The organism is Larkinella ripae, assembly GCF_054780775.1.
The window spans coordinates 52,971-69,995 of the sequence record NZ_BAAGVR010000024.1 but is presented as its reverse complement, the minus strand read 5'-3'; the positions used below and the strand labels follow the sequence as shown (position 1 = coordinate 69,995).

At 56.1% G+C, this 17,025-nt stretch carries 11 protein-coding genes; 6 read left to right on the top strand and 5 right to left on the bottom strand.

The window, feature by feature from the left end:
* Positions 1–145 precede the first annotated feature (145 nt).
* A complete protein-coding gene (locus tag ACYVHX_RS18950; RefSeq protein ID WP_460673252.1) occupies positions 146–835 on the top strand; it encodes an outer membrane beta-barrel protein in 690 nt (229 codons plus the stop codon).
* 171 nt (positions 836–1,006) lie between these two features.
* A complete protein-coding gene (locus tag ACYVHX_RS18945; RefSeq protein WP_460673251.1) occupies positions 1,007–2,119 on the top strand; it encodes a sensor histidine kinase in 1,113 nt (370 codons plus the stop codon).
* A gap of 13 nt (positions 2,120–2,132) precedes the next feature.
* Here the strand turns inward: ACYVHX_RS18945 and ACYVHX_RS18940 are convergent, their stop codons facing one another.
* Positions 2,133–3,401 (bottom strand): FG-GAP repeat domain-containing protein, encoded by a 1,269-nt coding sequence (locus tag ACYVHX_RS18940; RefSeq protein WP_460673250.1) that lies wholly within the window; start codon positions 3,399–3,401, stop codon positions 2,133–2,135.
* Positions 3,402–3,608: 207 nt separating this feature from the next.
* A complete protein-coding gene (locus ACYVHX_RS18935) occupies positions 3,609–6,476 on the bottom strand; it encodes a PVC-type heme-binding CxxCH protein (protein WP_460673249.1) in 2,868 nt (955 codons plus the stop codon).
* Positions 6,477–6,933: 457 nt separating this feature from the next.
* On the opposite strand from ACYVHX_RS18935, the gene ACYVHX_RS18930 reads away from it, so the two are divergent.
* Positions 6,934–7,500 carry a dihydrofolate reductase family protein gene (locus ACYVHX_RS18930; protein WP_460673248.1) on the top strand — a complete coding sequence of 189 codons (567 nt, stop codon included), beginning with the start codon at positions 6,934–6,936 and terminating at the stop codon, positions 7,498–7,500.
* 165 nt (positions 7,501–7,665) lie between these two features.
* Here the strand turns inward: ACYVHX_RS18930 and ACYVHX_RS18925 are convergent, their stop codons facing one another.
* Positions 7,666–7,836, bottom strand: a complete 171-nt coding sequence (locus ACYVHX_RS18925; protein ID WP_460673247.1) for a hypothetical protein — start codon at positions 7,834–7,836, stop codon at positions 7,666–7,668.
* Positions 7,837–7,928: 92 nt separating this feature from the next.
* Between ACYVHX_RS18925 and ACYVHX_RS18920 the strand changes: the two genes are divergently transcribed.
* The 3 genes from ACYVHX_RS18920 to ACYVHX_RS18910 all read left to right on the top strand — a co-directional run bounded on the left by ACYVHX_RS18920 (position 7,929) and on the right by ACYVHX_RS18910 (position 12,801).
* Entirely contained in the window at positions 7,929–9,275 is a 1,347-nt protein-coding gene (locus tag ACYVHX_RS18920) for a D-arabinono-1,4-lactone oxidase (protein WP_460673246.1), read from the top strand.
* A gap of 142 nt (positions 9,276–9,417) precedes the next feature.
* The gene (locus tag ACYVHX_RS18915; protein ID WP_460673245.1) at positions 9,418–11,913 is read left to right on the top strand and encodes a glutaminase family protein; all 2,496 of its coding nucleotides are present in this window, start codon (positions 9,418–9,420) and stop codon (positions 11,911–11,913) included.
* A 21-nt stretch (positions 11,914–11,934) separates the two neighbouring features.
* Complete coding sequence (locus ACYVHX_RS18910) at positions 11,935–12,801, top strand: sugar phosphate isomerase/epimerase family protein (RefSeq protein ID WP_460673244.1); 867 nt, start codon at positions 11,935–11,937, stop codon at positions 12,799–12,801.
* Positions 12,802–12,922: 121 nt separating this feature from the next.
* On the opposite strand, the gene ACYVHX_RS18905 is transcribed toward ACYVHX_RS18910, so the two are convergent.
* Both ACYVHX_RS18905 and ACYVHX_RS18900 read right to left on the bottom strand, forming a co-directional pair.
* A complete protein-coding gene (locus tag ACYVHX_RS18905; RefSeq protein WP_460673243.1) occupies positions 12,923–14,890 on the bottom strand; it encodes an adenylate/guanylate cyclase domain-containing protein in 1,968 nt (655 codons plus the stop codon).
* A gap of 17 nt (positions 14,891–14,907) precedes the next feature.
* Entirely contained in the window at positions 14,908–16,884 is a 1,977-nt protein-coding gene (locus tag ACYVHX_RS18900) for a DUF5995 family protein (protein WP_460673242.1), read from the bottom strand.
* Positions 16,885–17,025: the final 141 nt, after the last annotated feature.

Below are 17,025 nucleotides of genomic sequence, written 5' to 3'. Positions count from 1 at the left end.
ATTCTTCGCGTAACTCCAATCCAACCCGCTTTTGCCGCACTTGGCGCAACAGCCTCCGCAACTCATTCCGAAAGTTGTTTCGAAAACCGCCTTCCTGCCCCAATTTCAGCCTTACAAATCACGACACAAACAACAAATTCTACGGATGAAAACCGCTACCCTCCTACTCCTGACACTGGGCTGCCTGCTCGTTTCCGCAGCCGGATTCGCCCAGTCCACCAAACGCTTTTCGTTCGGCCTGAAAGCCGGGGCCAATTTTTCCAAACTCGACGATCTGTCCTACCAGACACCACGCCTGGGCGTCGATGGCTTGCCCGTGCTGTCGGGCGGTCAGGTGGTCTACGACTTTTTTCAGCAAAACGACACCCGCACGCTCGGCATTACGGGCGGTTTATACGCCCGGTTTGGCAACAAATTCTACATCCAGCCCGAAGTCCTGTTTTCGGTTAAAGGCGGCAAATTCGATATCATCCGGCAAGGACTGGCCACGCAGTCGATTCAGGTAAAAGTCGGGACGATTGATCTGCCGGTTTTGGTCGGTATCAAACTGGGGCCGCTGCGGCTCAACGCCGGGCCGATGGCTTCCCTGCCGGTTCTGGGCGGCAAGCTGAAAACGACCTTTCAGGAATACACGACGCAACCGTTCAGCAAAACCGCCAAAACCGCTCAGTTGGGTTATCAGGCCGGGATTGGGTTATCGCTGGCCGGGATGCAGCTCGACCTCCGGCGCGAAGGCGGACTGGGCAAATCGAAACCGGCGAACGCCAACGAACTCACCAACGTTTCGTCGTCCCGCTCGAACCTCTGGCAACTCACCGTTGGTTTTGGCTTTTAGGCCCTACGGGCAACCCACCACTTTATTCCGGAAACCGGCTCAATTCTATTGCCGGTTTTTGTAATTTGCATCCTTAACGTAGCGTTTCAATCCATTTTGGTTTCTATCCTGGGTCGTCTGCTCCTGGATTCGAAAAACCGCCCCACAAAAAGTTCGTAGCTTTTTACGTTGATGAACAGCCGTTTTCCTAACGACACCGGGTTACGAATTGTTGGTATTGGCCTGCTGATTGCGATGTCGTTTCTGCGCGACGGGGTTTTTCAGGAGCCCCTGACGAGCGAGCTAGCGCTTCAGATTCTGTTTAACTGCGTTTCGATTACCCTGACCTGGCATCTGAACCGGGCCATCATTGCCCACTTCCGGACTTCCCGGCGGCCCCAAACGAAGTCCTTCAAACGGCTGGCCATCACGTTTGTGTGCTGCGTGTCCGCCACGACCTTGTTTTCCTGGTTCATCGACAGTCTACAATACGGGATCAGCCACGGAACCCTGGCCGATTTCCGGCACAATGACGGCTCGTTCCAGCTCAGTTTTGGTAGTACCGTTTTCCGGATGAATGTGTATGGGCTGGACTTTTTCCACGCCATCATTCTCGTCATTCTGTATCAGGTCATTTACGAACTGTACTTCAACAGCCAGGATTCGTCGCGGTATCGGCAGGAGCTGGAGCGGGCGGAACAGGAAAAAGAGAAGTTACGGGTTGCCAACCTGCAAAGTCAGCTCGATGTGCTGAAGCAGCAGGTCAATCCGCATTTTTTGTTTAATTCTTTGAATTCACTGTCGTCGCTCATCAGCGAAGACCCCAAACAGGCCGAACAGTTCGTCGATAAACTGAGCGGGGTGTATCGGTACGTTCTGCGGGCCAATGACGAACACCTGACCACCCTGGCCACGGAACTGCGGTTTATTGATTCGTATTATCATTTGCTGCAAACCCGCTACGGGGCCGGCCTCAGCCTGACCATCGCGGTTGATGAACCCCATCAAACCGCCCAGCTTCCTCCGCTTACGCTGCAACTGCTGGTGGAGAATGCCGTAAAACACAATGTCGTTTCGGCCAAAAAACCGCTTACCATTCAAATCACCATCGATGAGCAGGGCTTGCTGGTGGTGCAGAACACCCTGCAACGCAAAGCAAGCCGGGCGCTTTCCAACGGCGTCGGACTGACGAACATCGTTGCCAAATACCAGATGCTGAATCTGCCTCCGCCCAGCGTCGAGGAGTCGCCGGAGCGGTTCACGGTGCGGTTAGCCCTGCTGGCGGACGCAGCCCTGCCGAAATAAAAGGCAAAAACTGCTAGTTTTTAATCCGGTTCTCAAACAGAAAAACGCCGTTTTTATTGGCAATCACGATGTCGGGCTGGCGGTCGTTGTTCATGTCCTGCACCACGATGTTGAGTCCCGCCCCCGAGTCATTGTCGATTACGTGCTCCTGGTAATACGGTTCTTTGCCGGGCCGAAACTCAAACCACAGCAGAATGGCCGGATCGCTGTCGCCGGGATCACGGCCGTGGTGCGCCAGAAACCGCTTGCCGGTGATGTAATCCTTCCGACCGTCGCCGTTCAGATCGGCCATGATGGACGCGTGCGTCTGGGCGGTGGTGTTGCTCATCAGGTGGGTTTTGAAGTTGAGTTTCCCCGACTCGTCCGTTACCTGCTCGTGCCACCAGATGCCCAGGGCGTGGGCGGATGCGCTCACGACGTCATTTTTCCCGTCGCCGTTGACGTCCAGCACCTGCATGTGTGAGCAGGGTTCGCCCAGGCTGGCCGGATGAAACACCCAGTTGCCCGCTTTCCGGTCCGCCGTTCCTTTGAACCAGCCTTCGCGCACGACCACGTCATTCAGGCCGTCTTTGTCCACATCGCCAAACCCGATGCCGTGCGAGAAAATCTCGGTGCCGGGCACTTTTTCTGCGCTCAGCGCAAACCGCTGCCATGCCGTATCACCGGGTTTGGTCGGCGGTTTCAGCCAGACGATCTGCTTTTTGTCTTTATCTCCGCACAGAATATCCAGCCGCCCGTCGCCGTCGATATCAATAAAACCGGGTGATTCGTTCGCGATGCCGACGGAATCCGCAATGATGTGTTTTTTCCATTCCGCACCGCCGGATCCGCCCGGCTGATTTTTGGGATTCTCGAACCAAAAACCGGGTTTGCCCGGAAAATCGACCACCACAACATCGTCCCAACCATCCTGATTGACGTCCATGCCCAGGTTCAGAAACGAGTTGCTGTATTCCTTGCGCGGATCGAACACGCGCGAAGGGGCCAGTTCGTGTCTTTTCCAGGAAGGGGCTTCAAACCAGTAATACCCGGCCACAATGTCCAGCTTGCCGTCCTTGTTCAGATCGGCCACGGCGACGCCCTCCGAAATAAAATCGCCGGTCAGTTTGGTCTTTTTAAAGTCGTTGGACGGCACCACCGGTTTGACCGGTTTTTCGGCGCCCGGCGCCGTTGCTGCCTGCTGCTGGCGTATTTTAAACAACGGTTTTTCCTGGCCGTGGGCGTTTGTGAGGCCGCCGTAGAGCAGGAAGGTACCCAGGACGATTTTGATCGTTGATTTCATGGCGTTGGGTCCCGGAGGCTGCACGGAGGCCGGGGGCTGCGCCCCTGGCTACTCGTAGTCAACCCCTCCAGGGTTGTCGGATGATTAGTTATGTCGTCGCAACCCTTTCAGGGTTGACTTCGGATAACCGGGAGCGCAGCCCCCGGATCAGGTGGTGCGCCCCGGACCAGGGATAGCCCCGCCACCTCCGGCCAGCAGCGCAGCGGGCTACTCCTCCAGCACCTTCGCCAGCAGGGTCTGTAGCTCGTGGTTTTCGTGCGTGTGATCCAGTTTTCCCACACGCTCGTTCAGCCCTTTCAGCAGCTTTTTCGAGTCTTCCGAGCCAATGGCGGCAATGCGCTGAATGGTGTACGACAACTGCTTCGGCAATTTCGATTTCTGGGCCATTTCCAGGGCACGTTTCATGTCGATAGCCGCCAGCGGTTCAGAAGCGTACCACACCAGCAACGGCAGGTTGTGATCGTCCTTATCTTCGGCTTTCTGCGCCAGAGCCGCCAGCACTTCCCACCGCTGGCCGGGTTCGATCCGGGTCATGGCCGATGCCAGATAAAGCCGGACCAGGGCCGACTGGTCATTCTGCGCCAGGGCCGCCAGCCGTTTCAGCGTTTCGGGCGCGACGGTTTTATCTTCCGCCAGCAACTGAATGGCCCAGCTCCGAACGTATTCGCTCTCGTTGCCCAGCAGGTCGGTCAGCTCTTTTTCGGTCAGTCCGCTGGTGGCGTGCAGGGCCCACAGCGCCCGGAGTTTACGGGTGGCATCGGGGTTGGTCGCCAGAATTTCCTTCAGGGCTTTGTGGACCTTTTTGTTCGGGCCGCGTTCCTGCAAAAGCAGCCGCGACTGCCGCACGTACCATTCGTTGCCGTTCAGTTGGTAATTGACCAGTTCCTTATCCGATGCTTTGGCCAGATCCACCTGCACCCATTTGTCGTTATCGTGCGTGATCTTGAAAATCCGGCCCATCGTTTTGTTGTGCACATCCGGATTCGCGCTGTGGCACTGGTTTTTATCGTACCAGTCGATGGCCCAGACCGAGCCGCTGGCGTCGTATTTCATGTTGAGCCACTGCGACCAGGAGTCGTTCATGGCCATGAAATCCGGTTGGTGCGTCACTTTGTAGCCCGAACCGGCGCGGGCCGGATGATCCCGGTTCAGCTTGGCGCCGTTGATGTTGTTCATAAAAATATCGTTGCGGTACTCCTGCGGCCAGCTATTGCCGAGGTATATCATGGCGCCGGAATGGGCGTGTCCGCCCCCGGCCGAACCCGAGCGAAAATTACCCGCATGCGGCCCCCGTTCGCCCAGCCAGTGAACGTGGTCGGCGTGGGTTTTGATGTCGTCGTAGGTATACGGGTTAAAGTGCTTCCCGCCCTGCCGCTGATAGCGCCCGCCCTGAATCATGTGGTACATATGCGGAATTACGCAGGCCGTAATGAACGCGTGACCGTAATCATTGAAATCAAGCCCCCAGGGATTGCTGGTGCCTTCCGCAAACACTTCAAACTCGTGCCGGGTGGGGTGATACCGCCAGACCCCCGCGTTGATTTTGGTCCGCTCCGCGTCCGGTGCACCCGGTTTTCCGACGTTCGAATGCGTAAAGACCCCGTGCGTGCCATACAGCCAGCCGTCCGGCCCCCAGCGCAGGCTGTTGAGGGTTTCGTGCGTATCCTGCGTGCCCCAGCCATCGAGCAGTTTTTGGGCCGGGCCGGTTGGTTTATCGGTTTTGAAATCGGCAGGAATAAACAGCAGATACGGAGCGGCCCCCAGCCACACTCCGCCCAGGCCGACCTCAATGCCGCTGACCAGATTCAGCCCCTCGGCAAAAACCGTCTTTTTGTCCAGCGTGCCATCGCCGTTGGTGTCTTCAAAAATAAAAATCTTGTCCCGCCCCTGTCCTTCCGGTGCCGGAACCGGGTAGGTATGGGATTCGACCACCCAAAGCCGCCCCCGCCAGTCAATCGTGAAACAGATCGGTTTGATGATCTCCGGTTCGGCGGTAGCCAGCGATACTCTGAAGCCTTTGGGCGGGGTCATGGCTTTCGCGGCTTCCACGCCCGAAAGTCCGGCGTTCAAAACCGGATCGAGGGGCGGCAGGATGATTATATCTTTTTGCTTCAGCTCATTCGGAAAATCCGGCCGCGTGGCATAAAATTGAAAATCATCAAAATTAATGTGCGCCCATTTGTCGTTCGGAATGTACGGAATCTGCGAAATACCGGTTTCGTTGTCGACAATCCGGATAAAAATCTCCTGATTCAGATACGGTTGCAGGTCCACCACGGCGGGTTGCAGCGTGGCCCGGCCCTGTCCGGTAATGTGGTAAATGACCTTGTTCGTGCCGGCCTGCACAAGCTCAACGCGCGTATCCTGCAAGGCGCCCCCCGACACTTTGAAAGCGGCAAACGGCTGGGTTACCTTGAACGGCACGGACGTTAAGGTGCCGGTTTGCTTGTAATTGACCGTTCCGCCACTGCTCAGAAAATACTTCCCGCCAAACCCGATGCTCATTTCTTTTTCGTGCACCGGCGAGGGGTCCGCATTCACCAGCGGATTGGCGAAGGCGTCGCCCGTGGCCGTCCAGTCTTTGAGGCTGCCCGACTCGAAATTCAGGTTCAGTGGCTGACCGTCTTTGGTCGGCACCTGTCCGGCAATGGTGGCCTGCGCAATGGCCCCTTCGACAATTTCAAAACTGCCGACCATTCCGGCCTGCCGGTGGCCCGGAACCGAGCAATAATACGTATCGTTCTGATCGGCTTTGAACGTAATGCTGGTGCTGGCGCCCTTTTCCAGAATGGTCTTGCTCTTGAGTTTGAGCTTCTCCAGTGCAATATCGTGCGTCATGACCTCGCCATTCGTGATCATAATCCGGACCCGGTCGCCTTTGTTGGCTTTCAGGGTTGGGTTTCGCGCCCCGTCTTTGGCAAAAAAACCCAGCATGGTAGCTTCCAGTGCATACTCCCGGTCAACTTTCGCGGTATCCTGAACAGCCGGTTTAGTCTTGGACGACTGGGCGATGCTGTCCGTACCGGGGAGTAAAAAAAGGAGAAGAAGCGGAATCAGCAAACGGGATTTGTTCATAAAAACAGTCGTAAGGTGTTTAAGAATATTCTTTTTAAATTTAGGAGAAAATCCATTGCAGTCCATGATCCGACGGCCTAAATCTGCTTACCGGCTGCGTGGAAAGGACGACCCGGTTTTCCAAAAACCGGCGGCCCGGCGCGCTGGTCCGGCCCGCTGGCACTGGTTCTGCCGATGACCGGCCAGAAACCGGCTTTTTCCGGCGGGCGGCACGATGCGTATCGCTATCTGTCAGATGCTGAGTCAGTTCTTTTCTAAAGCTAAAAGTAACCATTCCTACTCACGGATTACCAATAGGACAGGAAAGGACAGCATTTATGCCGTGACAGGACCCTGATTCCGTTAGCTACCCGATTGGGAGTAAACAAAAACCGCCCGGAAGGCTTTAACAAAGTGAGCAGGATCGTCCGGCCATCCGGTCGTGGCCTGAAGTCAGAAAACCAACAACACAACCGTCATGCGAAACGTAATTCTTCAGGAATGGGTCACCGTCGATGGCTTTGCCGCCGGACCCCAGGGCGAAATCGACTTTTTTACCGCACCGGAGCTGAGCACCGAATCCGACGAGGACATTCTGGCTTTTATGGAGGGCATCGACACGATTCTGCTGGGGGCGACTACGTACCGGGAGTTTGTCGAGTACTGGCCCAAAGCCACCACCGACACCGAGGTAATTGCCGACCGCCTGAATACCACGCCCAAACTGGTTTTTTCAAAGACGCTGGAACGCGCGCCCTGGGGAACGTGGCCCGAAGCAACCGTGATCAAAACCGAGGCTGCCGAAGCGGTTCGGGCTCTGAAGCAGCAAACGGGCAAAAACATGGTTTTGTGGGGCAGTATCGCGCTGGCGCAGCATCTCATCAAAGCCGGACTGATCGACGAGTACCAGCTTCGGATCTGTCCTTCGGCGCTGGGACAGGGGAAACCGCTCTTTCCGGCCGACCTCGCCCGCCCGAATCTGAAACACCTGGAAACCAAAACGTACGCGTCCGGACTGGTTTTGCTGCGGTATGAACCGGCCTGATGGGAGCCTAGGAATCTTTCCGTTGGGCTATCGCGGATCTTCCCCTTTTTGGTTATTCTGGCATCCGATTCTGCTGCCGGCCCTGATGAAGATCTTCCAGTCCAGCGATGTTTTCATTTCCCGAAAAAGCGAAGAGGCTCATTGGGCAAAACCGCTCTGCGGACGTTACCAGCCACCCTGCGGTATGCCTGCTTCCCCACCCAAATCCGTCGCCTGTAAATGCCAGCTTCCGTTTTCATCAAGCGGTTCAAAGATCGGCACTTGATCAAAGGTATCCCGGTTTTTATCGAGCTGTTGCCCAAAACCGCCTTGCCGCCCCTCCCTGACAGCATCCAAAAAACCGCCCGACAGTATGAAAACCGCCTTTTTTGCTTTTCTCCAATAACCGGTCACCCGATTGAAAAAACCGCACGAAGAAAAACCATCTCATGAAAAAGCGCACCTTCCTGAAACTTTCCTCGACCTTGCTGGCGGCCCCGGTTTTGCCCCCCTTGGCGCACTGGACGGCGGATGAAAAACTTAAAAACTGGGCGGGCAATTACGCCTACAGCACCGGCCGACTCGAGCAGGCCCGAACGCTGGCGCAGGTGCCGCAACTGATCAAAAAATTCGACAAACTCAAGGTGCTGGGCACGCGGCATTGCTTCAACGGCATCGCCGACAGCACCGCCCAACTGATTTCGCTGGTGGAAATGGATCAGGTGCTGGCGCTGGATCCCAAGGCCAAAACCGTTACCGTGAACGCCAACATGAAATACGGCGACCTGGCGACGTATCTGCACGGCAAAGGATTCGCGCTGCACAACCTGGCTTCGCTGCCGCACATCTCTATTGCCGGGGCCTGTGCTACGGCCACGCACGGTTCGGGCGTCAAAAACGGCAATTTAGCGACGGCGGTTTCGGCGATGGAAATCGTGCTGGCCAACGGCGAAATCCGGACCCTGTCGCGGGCCAACGATGGCGAAACGTTCCGGGCGGCCGTGGTGCACCTGGGCGGTCTGGGCGTGGTTACCAAAGTGACGCTCGACATCCTGCCGACTTTCCAGATGCGCCAGTATGTCTACGAGAACCTGCCGCTGGAGCAGCTCAAAAACCACTTCGACGCCATCGAATCGAGCGCCTACAGTGTCAGCCTGTTTACCGACTGGCAGAAAAAACGCGTCAACGAAGTCTGGCTGAAAGAACGCATCGGAACCGGAAAAATGCCGGACGCCAAACCGGACTTTTACGGCGCCAGACTTTCCCGAAAGAACCTCCACCCGATCGCCGAACTTTCCGCCGTCAACTGCACCGAACAACTGGGTGTGCCCGGGCCCTGGTACGAACGCCTGCCCCACTTCCGGATGGGCTTCACGCCGAGCAGCGGCAAGGAATTGCAGTCGGAATATTTTGTGCCGGCCCGTCAGGCGGTCGACGCGATTCTGGCCGTCGAGCGGCTGCGCGACCACATCAGTCCGCACCTGTTCATTTCGGAAATCCGCACCATCGACGCCGACAATTTCTGGATGAGTCCGTGCTACAAACAGCCGTCGGTTGCAATTCACTTCACCTGGAAACCCGACTGGAATTCCGTCAAAAAGGTGCTGCCGATGATCGAAAAAGAGCTGGCGCCGTTCGGAGTGCGGCCCCACTGGGGGAAACTGTTCACCATCACGCCCGCGCAACTCCAGGCGCGGTACGAGAAACTGCCCGAATTCCGGAAAATGCTGACCGACTACGATCCGAAAGGCAAATTTCGCAATGCGTTTCTGGACAGGACAATTTTTGGGAGCTGAAAGCAGTGTCTTCCAAACTAGTGGACCAACGCCAATTCGAGGCAACAGCCCCCGACATCCCATGATTTTTACTACATTCGTGCGTCCGAAAATTCGGATCTGACTCCCGAACAATACGACGCTCCACTAATCTCCTGTTCTGATGCGAAAGCGCCTGGCTACCCGTTTGCTTTTCCTTTTTTTCCTTTCCAGTCATTGCCTGCCGGTGCTGGCCCAGCGCCCACCGGCGTATCCCTTGGTGACGCTCGATCCGTATACCAGCATCTGGGCCTTCAACGACCAGCTCAATGCTTCGCCCACCCGCCACTGGACGGGCAAAAACCAGCCAATCGACGGCCTGATTCGGGTCGATAACCGCACGTACCGGTTTATGGGTGCCGCCATGACCACCCTCAAACCCGTTGTTTCGACGGCACAAACCGCCCCGTATGAGCTGACCTACACATTCCAGAAACCGGCCGACGGCTGGGAGAAACCCGGTTTTAAACCCTCCGGCGACTGGAAAACCGGCCAGGCGCCCATCGGCGACGGTGCTTTCAGCAACCCCATCAAACCGGCTACGATCTGGAAAACCAAGGAAGTCTGGTATCGCCGGACGGTCACCATCAGCGATCTGAATTTTGAAAATCTGGTCCTGAACATGAGCCACGACGATGACGTGGTGGTGTACATTAATGGTGTAAAAGCCTACGATAGCGGTCACAGTTACGTCGGCGACTACAAAGTTTTTCCGCTTGCTCCGGCGGCTAAAGCGGCTTTAAAAAAAGGGGTCAATGTCCTAGCGGTCAGTTGTCTGAACCCGGTTGGCGGAGGGTACGTCGATGTTGGGCTGGCCGACGAACGGAAGGTGAGTCTGGGCGCGCCGGTTGAGCTGGCGAAGCAACAAAGTGTAAAGGTGCAGGCGACGCAAACCGAATACCAATTTGCCGCCGGACCGGTTGCGCTGACGGTTACGTTCACGACGCCGTTTTTGCTGGATAACTTGGAGGTGGCCACCCGCCCGGCTTCTTACCTCACCTACTCGGCCCAGTCGACCGACGGAAAACCGCATACGGTGCAGGTTTACACGGCGGCATCGGGTCTGCTGAGCGTCCACCAGCCCATGCAGCAAGTGGCCGGAAAACGCTCTTCCGCCGACGGGCTAACGGTTTTGTCCATCGGTACCACCGAACAGAAGGTTCTGGGCCGCAAAGGCGACGACGTCCGGATCGACTGGGGCTACGCGCTGCTGGCGGCTCCGGCCGCTTCGACCACCCAAACCGGCATCGGCCAACCGGCGGCTCTGTTCCGCAGTTTTGTCAGCCAGGGGAAAGTAGTCGATGAAGCCCAGCAACCGGCCGCTGCCGAAAACCGTTCGCTGGCGGTTTCGCAATCGCTGGGTTCCGTTGCGCAAACGCCCAAAACCGTCCACGTCATTCTGGGCTACGACGATATTTATTCGGTGCAGTATTTCGGGAAAAACCTGCGGGGCTGGTGGCGTCGCGACGAAAGTATGACCGCCGAAAAAATGCTGGCAGCCGCCGAAAAGGAATATGCTCAACTGCTGGAAAAATGCCGCCAGTTTGACCGGCAACTGTATACCGACACCGAAAAGTCGGGCGGAAAAGCCTACGCCGACCTTTGCCAGTTAGTGTACCGCCAGACCATTGCGGCCCACAAAACCGTGGCCGGTCCGAAGGGCGAGGTGCTGTTTTTCTCGAAGGAAAACTTCAGCAACGGCTCCATCGGAACGGTGGACATTACGTATCCGTCGGCTCCGATGTTTCTGGTTTATAATCCGACCTTGCTGAAGGGCATGATGGAACCGATTTTTCAGTATTCGGAAAGCGGAAAATGGACGAAACCCTTTGCCGCCCACGACGTCGGGACGTATCCGCTGGCGAACGGGCAGACCTACGGCGAAGATATGCCGGTGGAAGAAAGCGGGAACATGATTATTCTGACAGCCGCCCTCGCCGTCGTGGAGAAAAATGCCGATTACGCCAAACAACACTGGCCGACGCTGACGACCTGGGTGGAATACCTCAAAAAAGACGGTTTTGATCCCGCCAACCAGCTTTGCACCGACGATTTTGCCGGACACCTGGCCCGCAACGCCAACCTGAGCGTCAAAGCCATCATGGGCATTGCCTCGTACGGGTATCTGGCGAAACAGCTGGGCCAAAACGAAGTGGGCGAACAACACCTCAAGCTCGCGCGCGAGCTGGCGCAGAAGTGGGTACAGATGGCGCAGGACGGCGATCACTACGCCCTGACGTTCGACAAACCGCAGGGAAGCTGGAGCCAGAAGTACAACCTGGTTTGGGATAAGCTGCTGGATCTGAACATCTTCCCGAAAGAAGTGGCCGAAAAAGAAATTCGGTATTACCTCACCAAACAGCAAGCGTTTGGCCTGCCGCTCGACAGCCGCAAAACCTACACCAAGTCGGACTGGATCATCTGGACGGCCACCATTGCCGACAAACCGCAGGATTTTCAGCAACTGGTGCAGCCGATTTTCAAGTATGCCGACCAGACGCCCAGCCGGGTGCCGCTCAGCGACTGGCACGAAACCACCGACGGCAAGCAGGTCGGTTTTCAGGCGCGTTCCGTGGTCGGCGGTTATTTCATCAAACTGCTGAACGACAAATTGCATTAATTCACTTTTTCCACTAAACCCATGTTGACTAAAACGCGAATTGCTTTTTTTGTACTGGCGGCTTTGCTGCTCGATTTCGGCCACAGCTTTGCCCAGAAAGGAAAGAAAATCTACACGTTTCCGATTGGTATTCAGTCGTATACCTACCGGCACAGTTTTCCGAAAGGCGTTGAGGCTACCCTCGACACCATTCAGTCGCTGGGCATCACCGAAATGGAAGGTAGTACACCCGAGGGCGTCACGACCGAAGCGTTCAAGAAAATGCTGAAAGACCGGAACATCAGCATTCCGGGCACCGGAGCGGGCTATGATCAACTGGTCAAAGATCCAATGGCGGTGGTCAGGAGTGCCAAAGAGCTGGGTTCGAAATACGTCATGGTTGCCTCGATCCCGCATCAGCGTGGGAATTTCACGCTTGAAAACGCCAAAAAAGCCGTGGAAGATTTCAACCGGGTGGGCAAAGTGTTGCAGGAAAACGGCCTGACGTTCTGTTACCACAACCACGGTTTTGAATTCCAGCCGTACGAAGACGGTACGCTGTTCGATTACCTCGTGAAGAACACCGACCCGAAATACGTCTCCTTTGAAATGGATATTCTGTGGGTCACCCACGGGGGTGCCGACCCGGTTAAACTGCTGAATAAATACGGCAGCCGCTGGAAACTGATGCACCTGAAAGACCTCAAAAAAGGCGTGAAGGGTGACCTCACCGGCGGCACGCCGAAGGAAAACGACGTGACGCTGGGAACGGGGCAGATCGACATGCCGATGGTGCTGAAAACTGCCAAAAAAGTGGGCATCAAGCACTATTTCATCGAGGACGAAAGCCCCATCTGGTCGTATCAGGTGCCCAAAAGCATTGCGTACCTGAAAAATCTGACGGAGTAAAACCGCCCGCTTCAAGCAAAACCGGGTTGATGATTTGTCCAAATCATCAACCCGGTTTTTTGTTGGTTTGCCGGGTTTTGCAAACAAGCGGTTCAGGGTTGCAACGGGGTCGCCGGTGATCCTAAACCGCTTCCTCCGCGATGGGCACCCGTTCGTCCGCGAAATACATATCCACTTCGCCTTTGTTTTTTACGGCAATTTTGCCCCGGTAGCTGCACTCAAAATACTCTTTTACCAACTGGTACGTGCTGGCGGACATGTTGACCTTGCCGACTTCGCCGTGCTGCTCCATGCGGGCCGCCAGGTTGACCGTATCCCCCCAGATGTCGTAGGCAAACTTGCGGTCGCCCACAATGCCGGCCACCACCGGCCCGGTATGAATCCCGATCCGAAACTCAAAATGCCGCAGCCCGCTGGCCTGCCGCTCGCGCTGGTTGTGCAGCATGAACGCCCGCATTTCCAGAGCCGCCCGAACCACCTCAACCGGATTTTCGGGGTAGGCCACCGGCAAACCGCCCGCACACAGGTAGGCGTCACCGATGGTTTTGATTTTTTCGATGCGATACCGGCTCAGAATGCCGTCGAAGGTCCGGTAATAGTAATCGATTTCGGCCACCAGTTCCTCCGGAGAAAGCTGCTCCCCCGTGCTCGTAAAATTCTTTATGTCGGTAAACAACACGGTGACGCGCTCAAACCGGCGCGGTTTCGAGCGGCCCGTCAGTTTCAGTTCTTCGACCACCTCCGCCGGCAGAATATTGAGCAGCAACTCCTCCGAACGCTGCTTGGCAATCTGGAGTTCTTCGGTGCGCTGCTGGACTTTCTGCTCCAGAACCGTATTCTGTTCGCTCACCAGCCGCTCGTTTTCCTGCAACAGCCGGATTTGCTCGCGTTCGGCTTCCTGGCGCCGTTTTTTCAGCAAGTTGACGCTGTAGGTGAGGGCGACGGCAAAAAACAGGATTTCGATTCCCACCCCGAGGTGAATGCTTTCGTAGGTCCAGAAACCGTAGGGCAGCTGGCCGGAAACGTAGAGCAGAAAAACGAAGATACCGATGTAGAAAAACACATTTCCGACGATGTAGAGGAAAGCCGGACGAAAGCCCCCGCGCAGGGTGACGATGCCCGCAACAATGCTGAAAATGCCTTCCAGCAAAGCGATCAGCGGAATTACGTCAATCTGCTGACCCGACTGCCGGGCCAGACTGACCTTGGCGACATTCAGCAGAAATCCAAGGGAATACAGGACCAGAATGCCAATTCCGATTTTGAAATAAACGGGCGCCAGCAGGCGGAGCCGCAGAAACGTCAACGTAAACAACACATGCAAAATCCCGGTCACCGAAGCCAGCGCGGTCGCATACCGTTCGATTGACGGGTTCGCGGGCCAGAAAAACTCGGTCGTATGCCCCCGGAACAGGGCCATTTGCAGCCCGATAAACAACACCCAAAGGGCATACCGCAGGTTGCCTTCATCGCGCAGACGGATGTAGTGCACCAGGCTATACACAATGATGATCAGAATAAAACCGTAGTAAATTCCGTAAAACAAATCAGACCGGTGCTGGCTTTCCAGCAACTTAACCGTAGACAGGACGCGAATGGGCAAGGCCGTCGTGAGTACGCCTTCCATGTACACGTAAAAGGTGCTGGTCTGGCCTCCGCGGGCCAGAACCGGGCAGAATTGAATGCTTTTGCGAAAGGATTCGGCCGATTGCGGTTGCAGACTTCCCAGCTTGTGAAAGGCCAGCACCCGGTTTTCGGCGGTTTCGTACACCCGCATGTATTCGGTGCCGGCGTAGATAAATTGCAGGAATACCGCCTGGTCGGTTGCGTTGGTAATCTGAAACCGGAACCAGTAGCCCAACTGGTAATTAAACGGCTTGATCAGGCGGTTTTCGGTCGGAACAAACCGGAATTGCGCCGGGTTGCGGAGCAGGTCATCGATGGAAACCGCCCCGGCTTTTGCCTCCAGCAGGTCACTGGTCCCGAACACCTCATACACCTGATTCAGATCGCTCACCCGCACCGGATCGGCTCCGGCCCGGAAAAAAAGCAGCAGACTCAGTAAGACAAGCCCTATAAGTCGATTCATTGCATCCGGTTTTTCGTTCAGGAAACAGCTGGCAGCAGGGCCGTCCGCAACATCACATCTACTTTGTGGGCCGTCGTTCCGAATTCCTTGCGGGCGATGTAGCCCAGCGGCAGGCGGAGCAGGATCGGCGGATAAGCCACCTTCCGGCCCAGCGTGGCCGAGGCTGTTTCCAGCTCCGCCAGAAGCCGCCGGCGCTCGGTTTCCGATTTAGCCTGGTGCAGACCGAGGCTTTTCTCCCACGCCAGATCGCGGCCTTTTTTCATATAAGCCCGTTCAACGGCCTTGATTTTGTCCGAAAAATAAGTCACCAGCGTGCCGAACGGCCGGAAAACCCGGCCCACATTGTCGTTCATCTGGTCATACATATCGTCGAACAGTTCGTTCATTTTTGCAAAATCGTTCTTGAAGCGCTCCATGTCTTTGCCCCGGTAGACTTCCGCCACCACAATGGGCAGGTCGTACGAAATATGGGCGTTGGCCGCCGAAAAAATATACTGATCGGTCGTAATAACCGTCCGGGCCGCGTCGAACGACAGTTGCCAGGGGGCCGACGCCGGTTTCCCATCGAAATACTGATTGATGGCTTCGAAATAGCGGTTTCCGAAACCAACATCGACCCGCTCCATCTCGATTGGATTCTCGAATAAACCCAGCCGTAATCCTTCGGCTACCCGTTGCGTCACCAATTTATAAATGGCGGCAAAAAGCCCCATCGGATTGTTCTGCGACCGCAGGTGCCGGGCTACTTTATCGAGGTAAAAAATAACTTCGTCGATGGTCTGCGCGGGCGGAATCCGGAAATCCGGTTTTTCCGATTCCCAGGTGTCGGTCAGCGCCGACGGCAGGTAAAACTGCTCGCTTTTCGCGCCGTTGTAATACGCCATCACCAGGTCGATCATCTGGTTGCTGAAGGCCCGGCCCAGCGCACCCATGAGCAGATGCCGGTCGCCGGTCGCCTGAAACCGCCGGTCCAGCCACTGAATGGCGTTCAGAACCGCCGAGTCATCGGCTGCGTCGTCTTTGGCTACTTCCAGCAAATCCGCGTAGGGATCACCAATGAAAAACCGGATGAAGTAGGGCGATAGTTTTTGCAGCGGACCCAACGACAGCCGGGAATTCATCAGGTCGATGCAGGCTTCCGTCAGTTCAATCCCCTCGCGTCCGCCATCGGGCGAGCGACCGGCCTGCTGCGCCAGGATGGCGTTCATCAAAAACCGCCCGTCGTCGTCATCGGCCGTGTTCAGGTCGTCGTCAACGCCAATCAGGTGCCCCACGACTTTCCACAGGTGCAGGTAGCCGTCGCGCTCCTCCGGCGTGAGTTCGATGCCCATCTGCTTTAAACCGTCGATGATCACGACCCCGAACGACAGCAGCGTGCCGACCAGATCCTGCTGGTTGATCGGAATCCCGTATTGCTCCACATCCCAGCGGTGCTGCTGGGCGTGATACCGGATCACGGCGTGCATCAGCCGGACTTTCTGAATGGAAACAATAGCCGTTCCGTCGTGCTCGAAGCTATTCAGCGTCAGCACGTTGACCACAAACTGGGCGGTTTCCATCAGCCGCCGGGTGAACGAATCGAGTGAGCCGTCGTGCACCCGCAACCGGCCCGTGCGGTACAGCACCTTGGCGCCCCGCCAGCAGGTGTAACAGAGCGGCAGCGATTTACAGAGCAGCAACAGCAGAATTTTCGGCCCGTACTGCCTGAAAACATCGGCCGCCACCATAAGTTTAAACGGTTCGGCCCAGTCGGGTAGGTGGCGGGTTTTGGCAAAATAATCTTCCACAATCTGCTTCAGGCGGTCGGGCAGGACGTCGAAAGCCGGGTTTGGAAAATGGCGGTTCTGGACCAGCATCTGAAAAATCTGGTCGATTTCACCTTTCTGGTTATCGCGCAGAATGGCGGCAATGGTGTCGTCGGCGAGCGGGTCGCCCAGCCGTCGTTTGTTCCACAGAAAGTCGTCGGTCCAGGTGGCAGGCGAAGGGCTAAGCATCAGCAAGGAAGGGAAACGGTTAAGGTAACCTTAAATACGTATTTTAGTACCTGATTTCCAATTTCTCCGGCACATTCCCGCTTTCCACCGCAATCATTTTCACGGCCTTACAATAGTTTGTAGTTTGCGGAGAATCCTACT

Excerpts from the sequence above, each read along its gene's own strand:
- ACYVHX_RS18935 (WP_460673249.1), bottom strand. The coding sequence starts at position 6,476 with ATGAACAAATCCCGTTTGCTGATTCCGCTTCTTCTCCTTTTTTTACTC.
- ACYVHX_RS18905 (WP_460673243.1), bottom strand. The coding sequence starts at position 14,890 with ATGAATCGACTTATAGGGCTTGTCTTACTGAGTCTGCTGCTTTTTTTC.
- ACYVHX_RS18910 (WP_460673244.1), top strand. The coding sequence starts at position 11,935 with ATGTTGACTAAAACGCGAATTGCTTTTTTTGTACTGGCGGCTTTGCTG.
- ACYVHX_RS18950 (WP_460673252.1), top strand. The coding sequence starts at position 146 with ATGAAAACCGCTACCCTCCTACTCCTGACACTGGGCTGCCTGCTCGTT.
- ACYVHX_RS18945 (WP_460673251.1), top strand. The coding sequence starts at position 1,007 with ATGAACAGCCGTTTTCCTAACGACACCGGGTTACGAATTGTTGGTATT.
- ACYVHX_RS18920 (WP_460673246.1), top strand. The coding sequence starts at position 7,929 with ATGAAAAAGCGCACCTTCCTGAAACTTTCCTCGACCTTGCTGGCGGCC.
- ACYVHX_RS18930 (WP_460673248.1), top strand. The coding sequence starts at position 6,934 with ATGCGAAACGTAATTCTTCAGGAATGGGTCACCGTCGATGGCTTTGCC.
- ACYVHX_RS18915 (WP_460673245.1), top strand. The coding sequence starts at position 9,418 with ATGCGAAAGCGCCTGGCTACCCGTTTGCTTTTCCTTTTTTTCCTTTCC.
- ACYVHX_RS18900 (WP_460673242.1), bottom strand. The coding sequence starts at position 16,884 with ATGCTTAGCCCTTCGCCTGCCACCTGGACCGACGACTTTCTGTGGAAC.
- ACYVHX_RS18940 (WP_460673250.1), bottom strand. The coding sequence starts at position 3,401 with ATGAAATCAACGATCAAAATCGTCCTGGGTACCTTCCTGCTCTACGGC.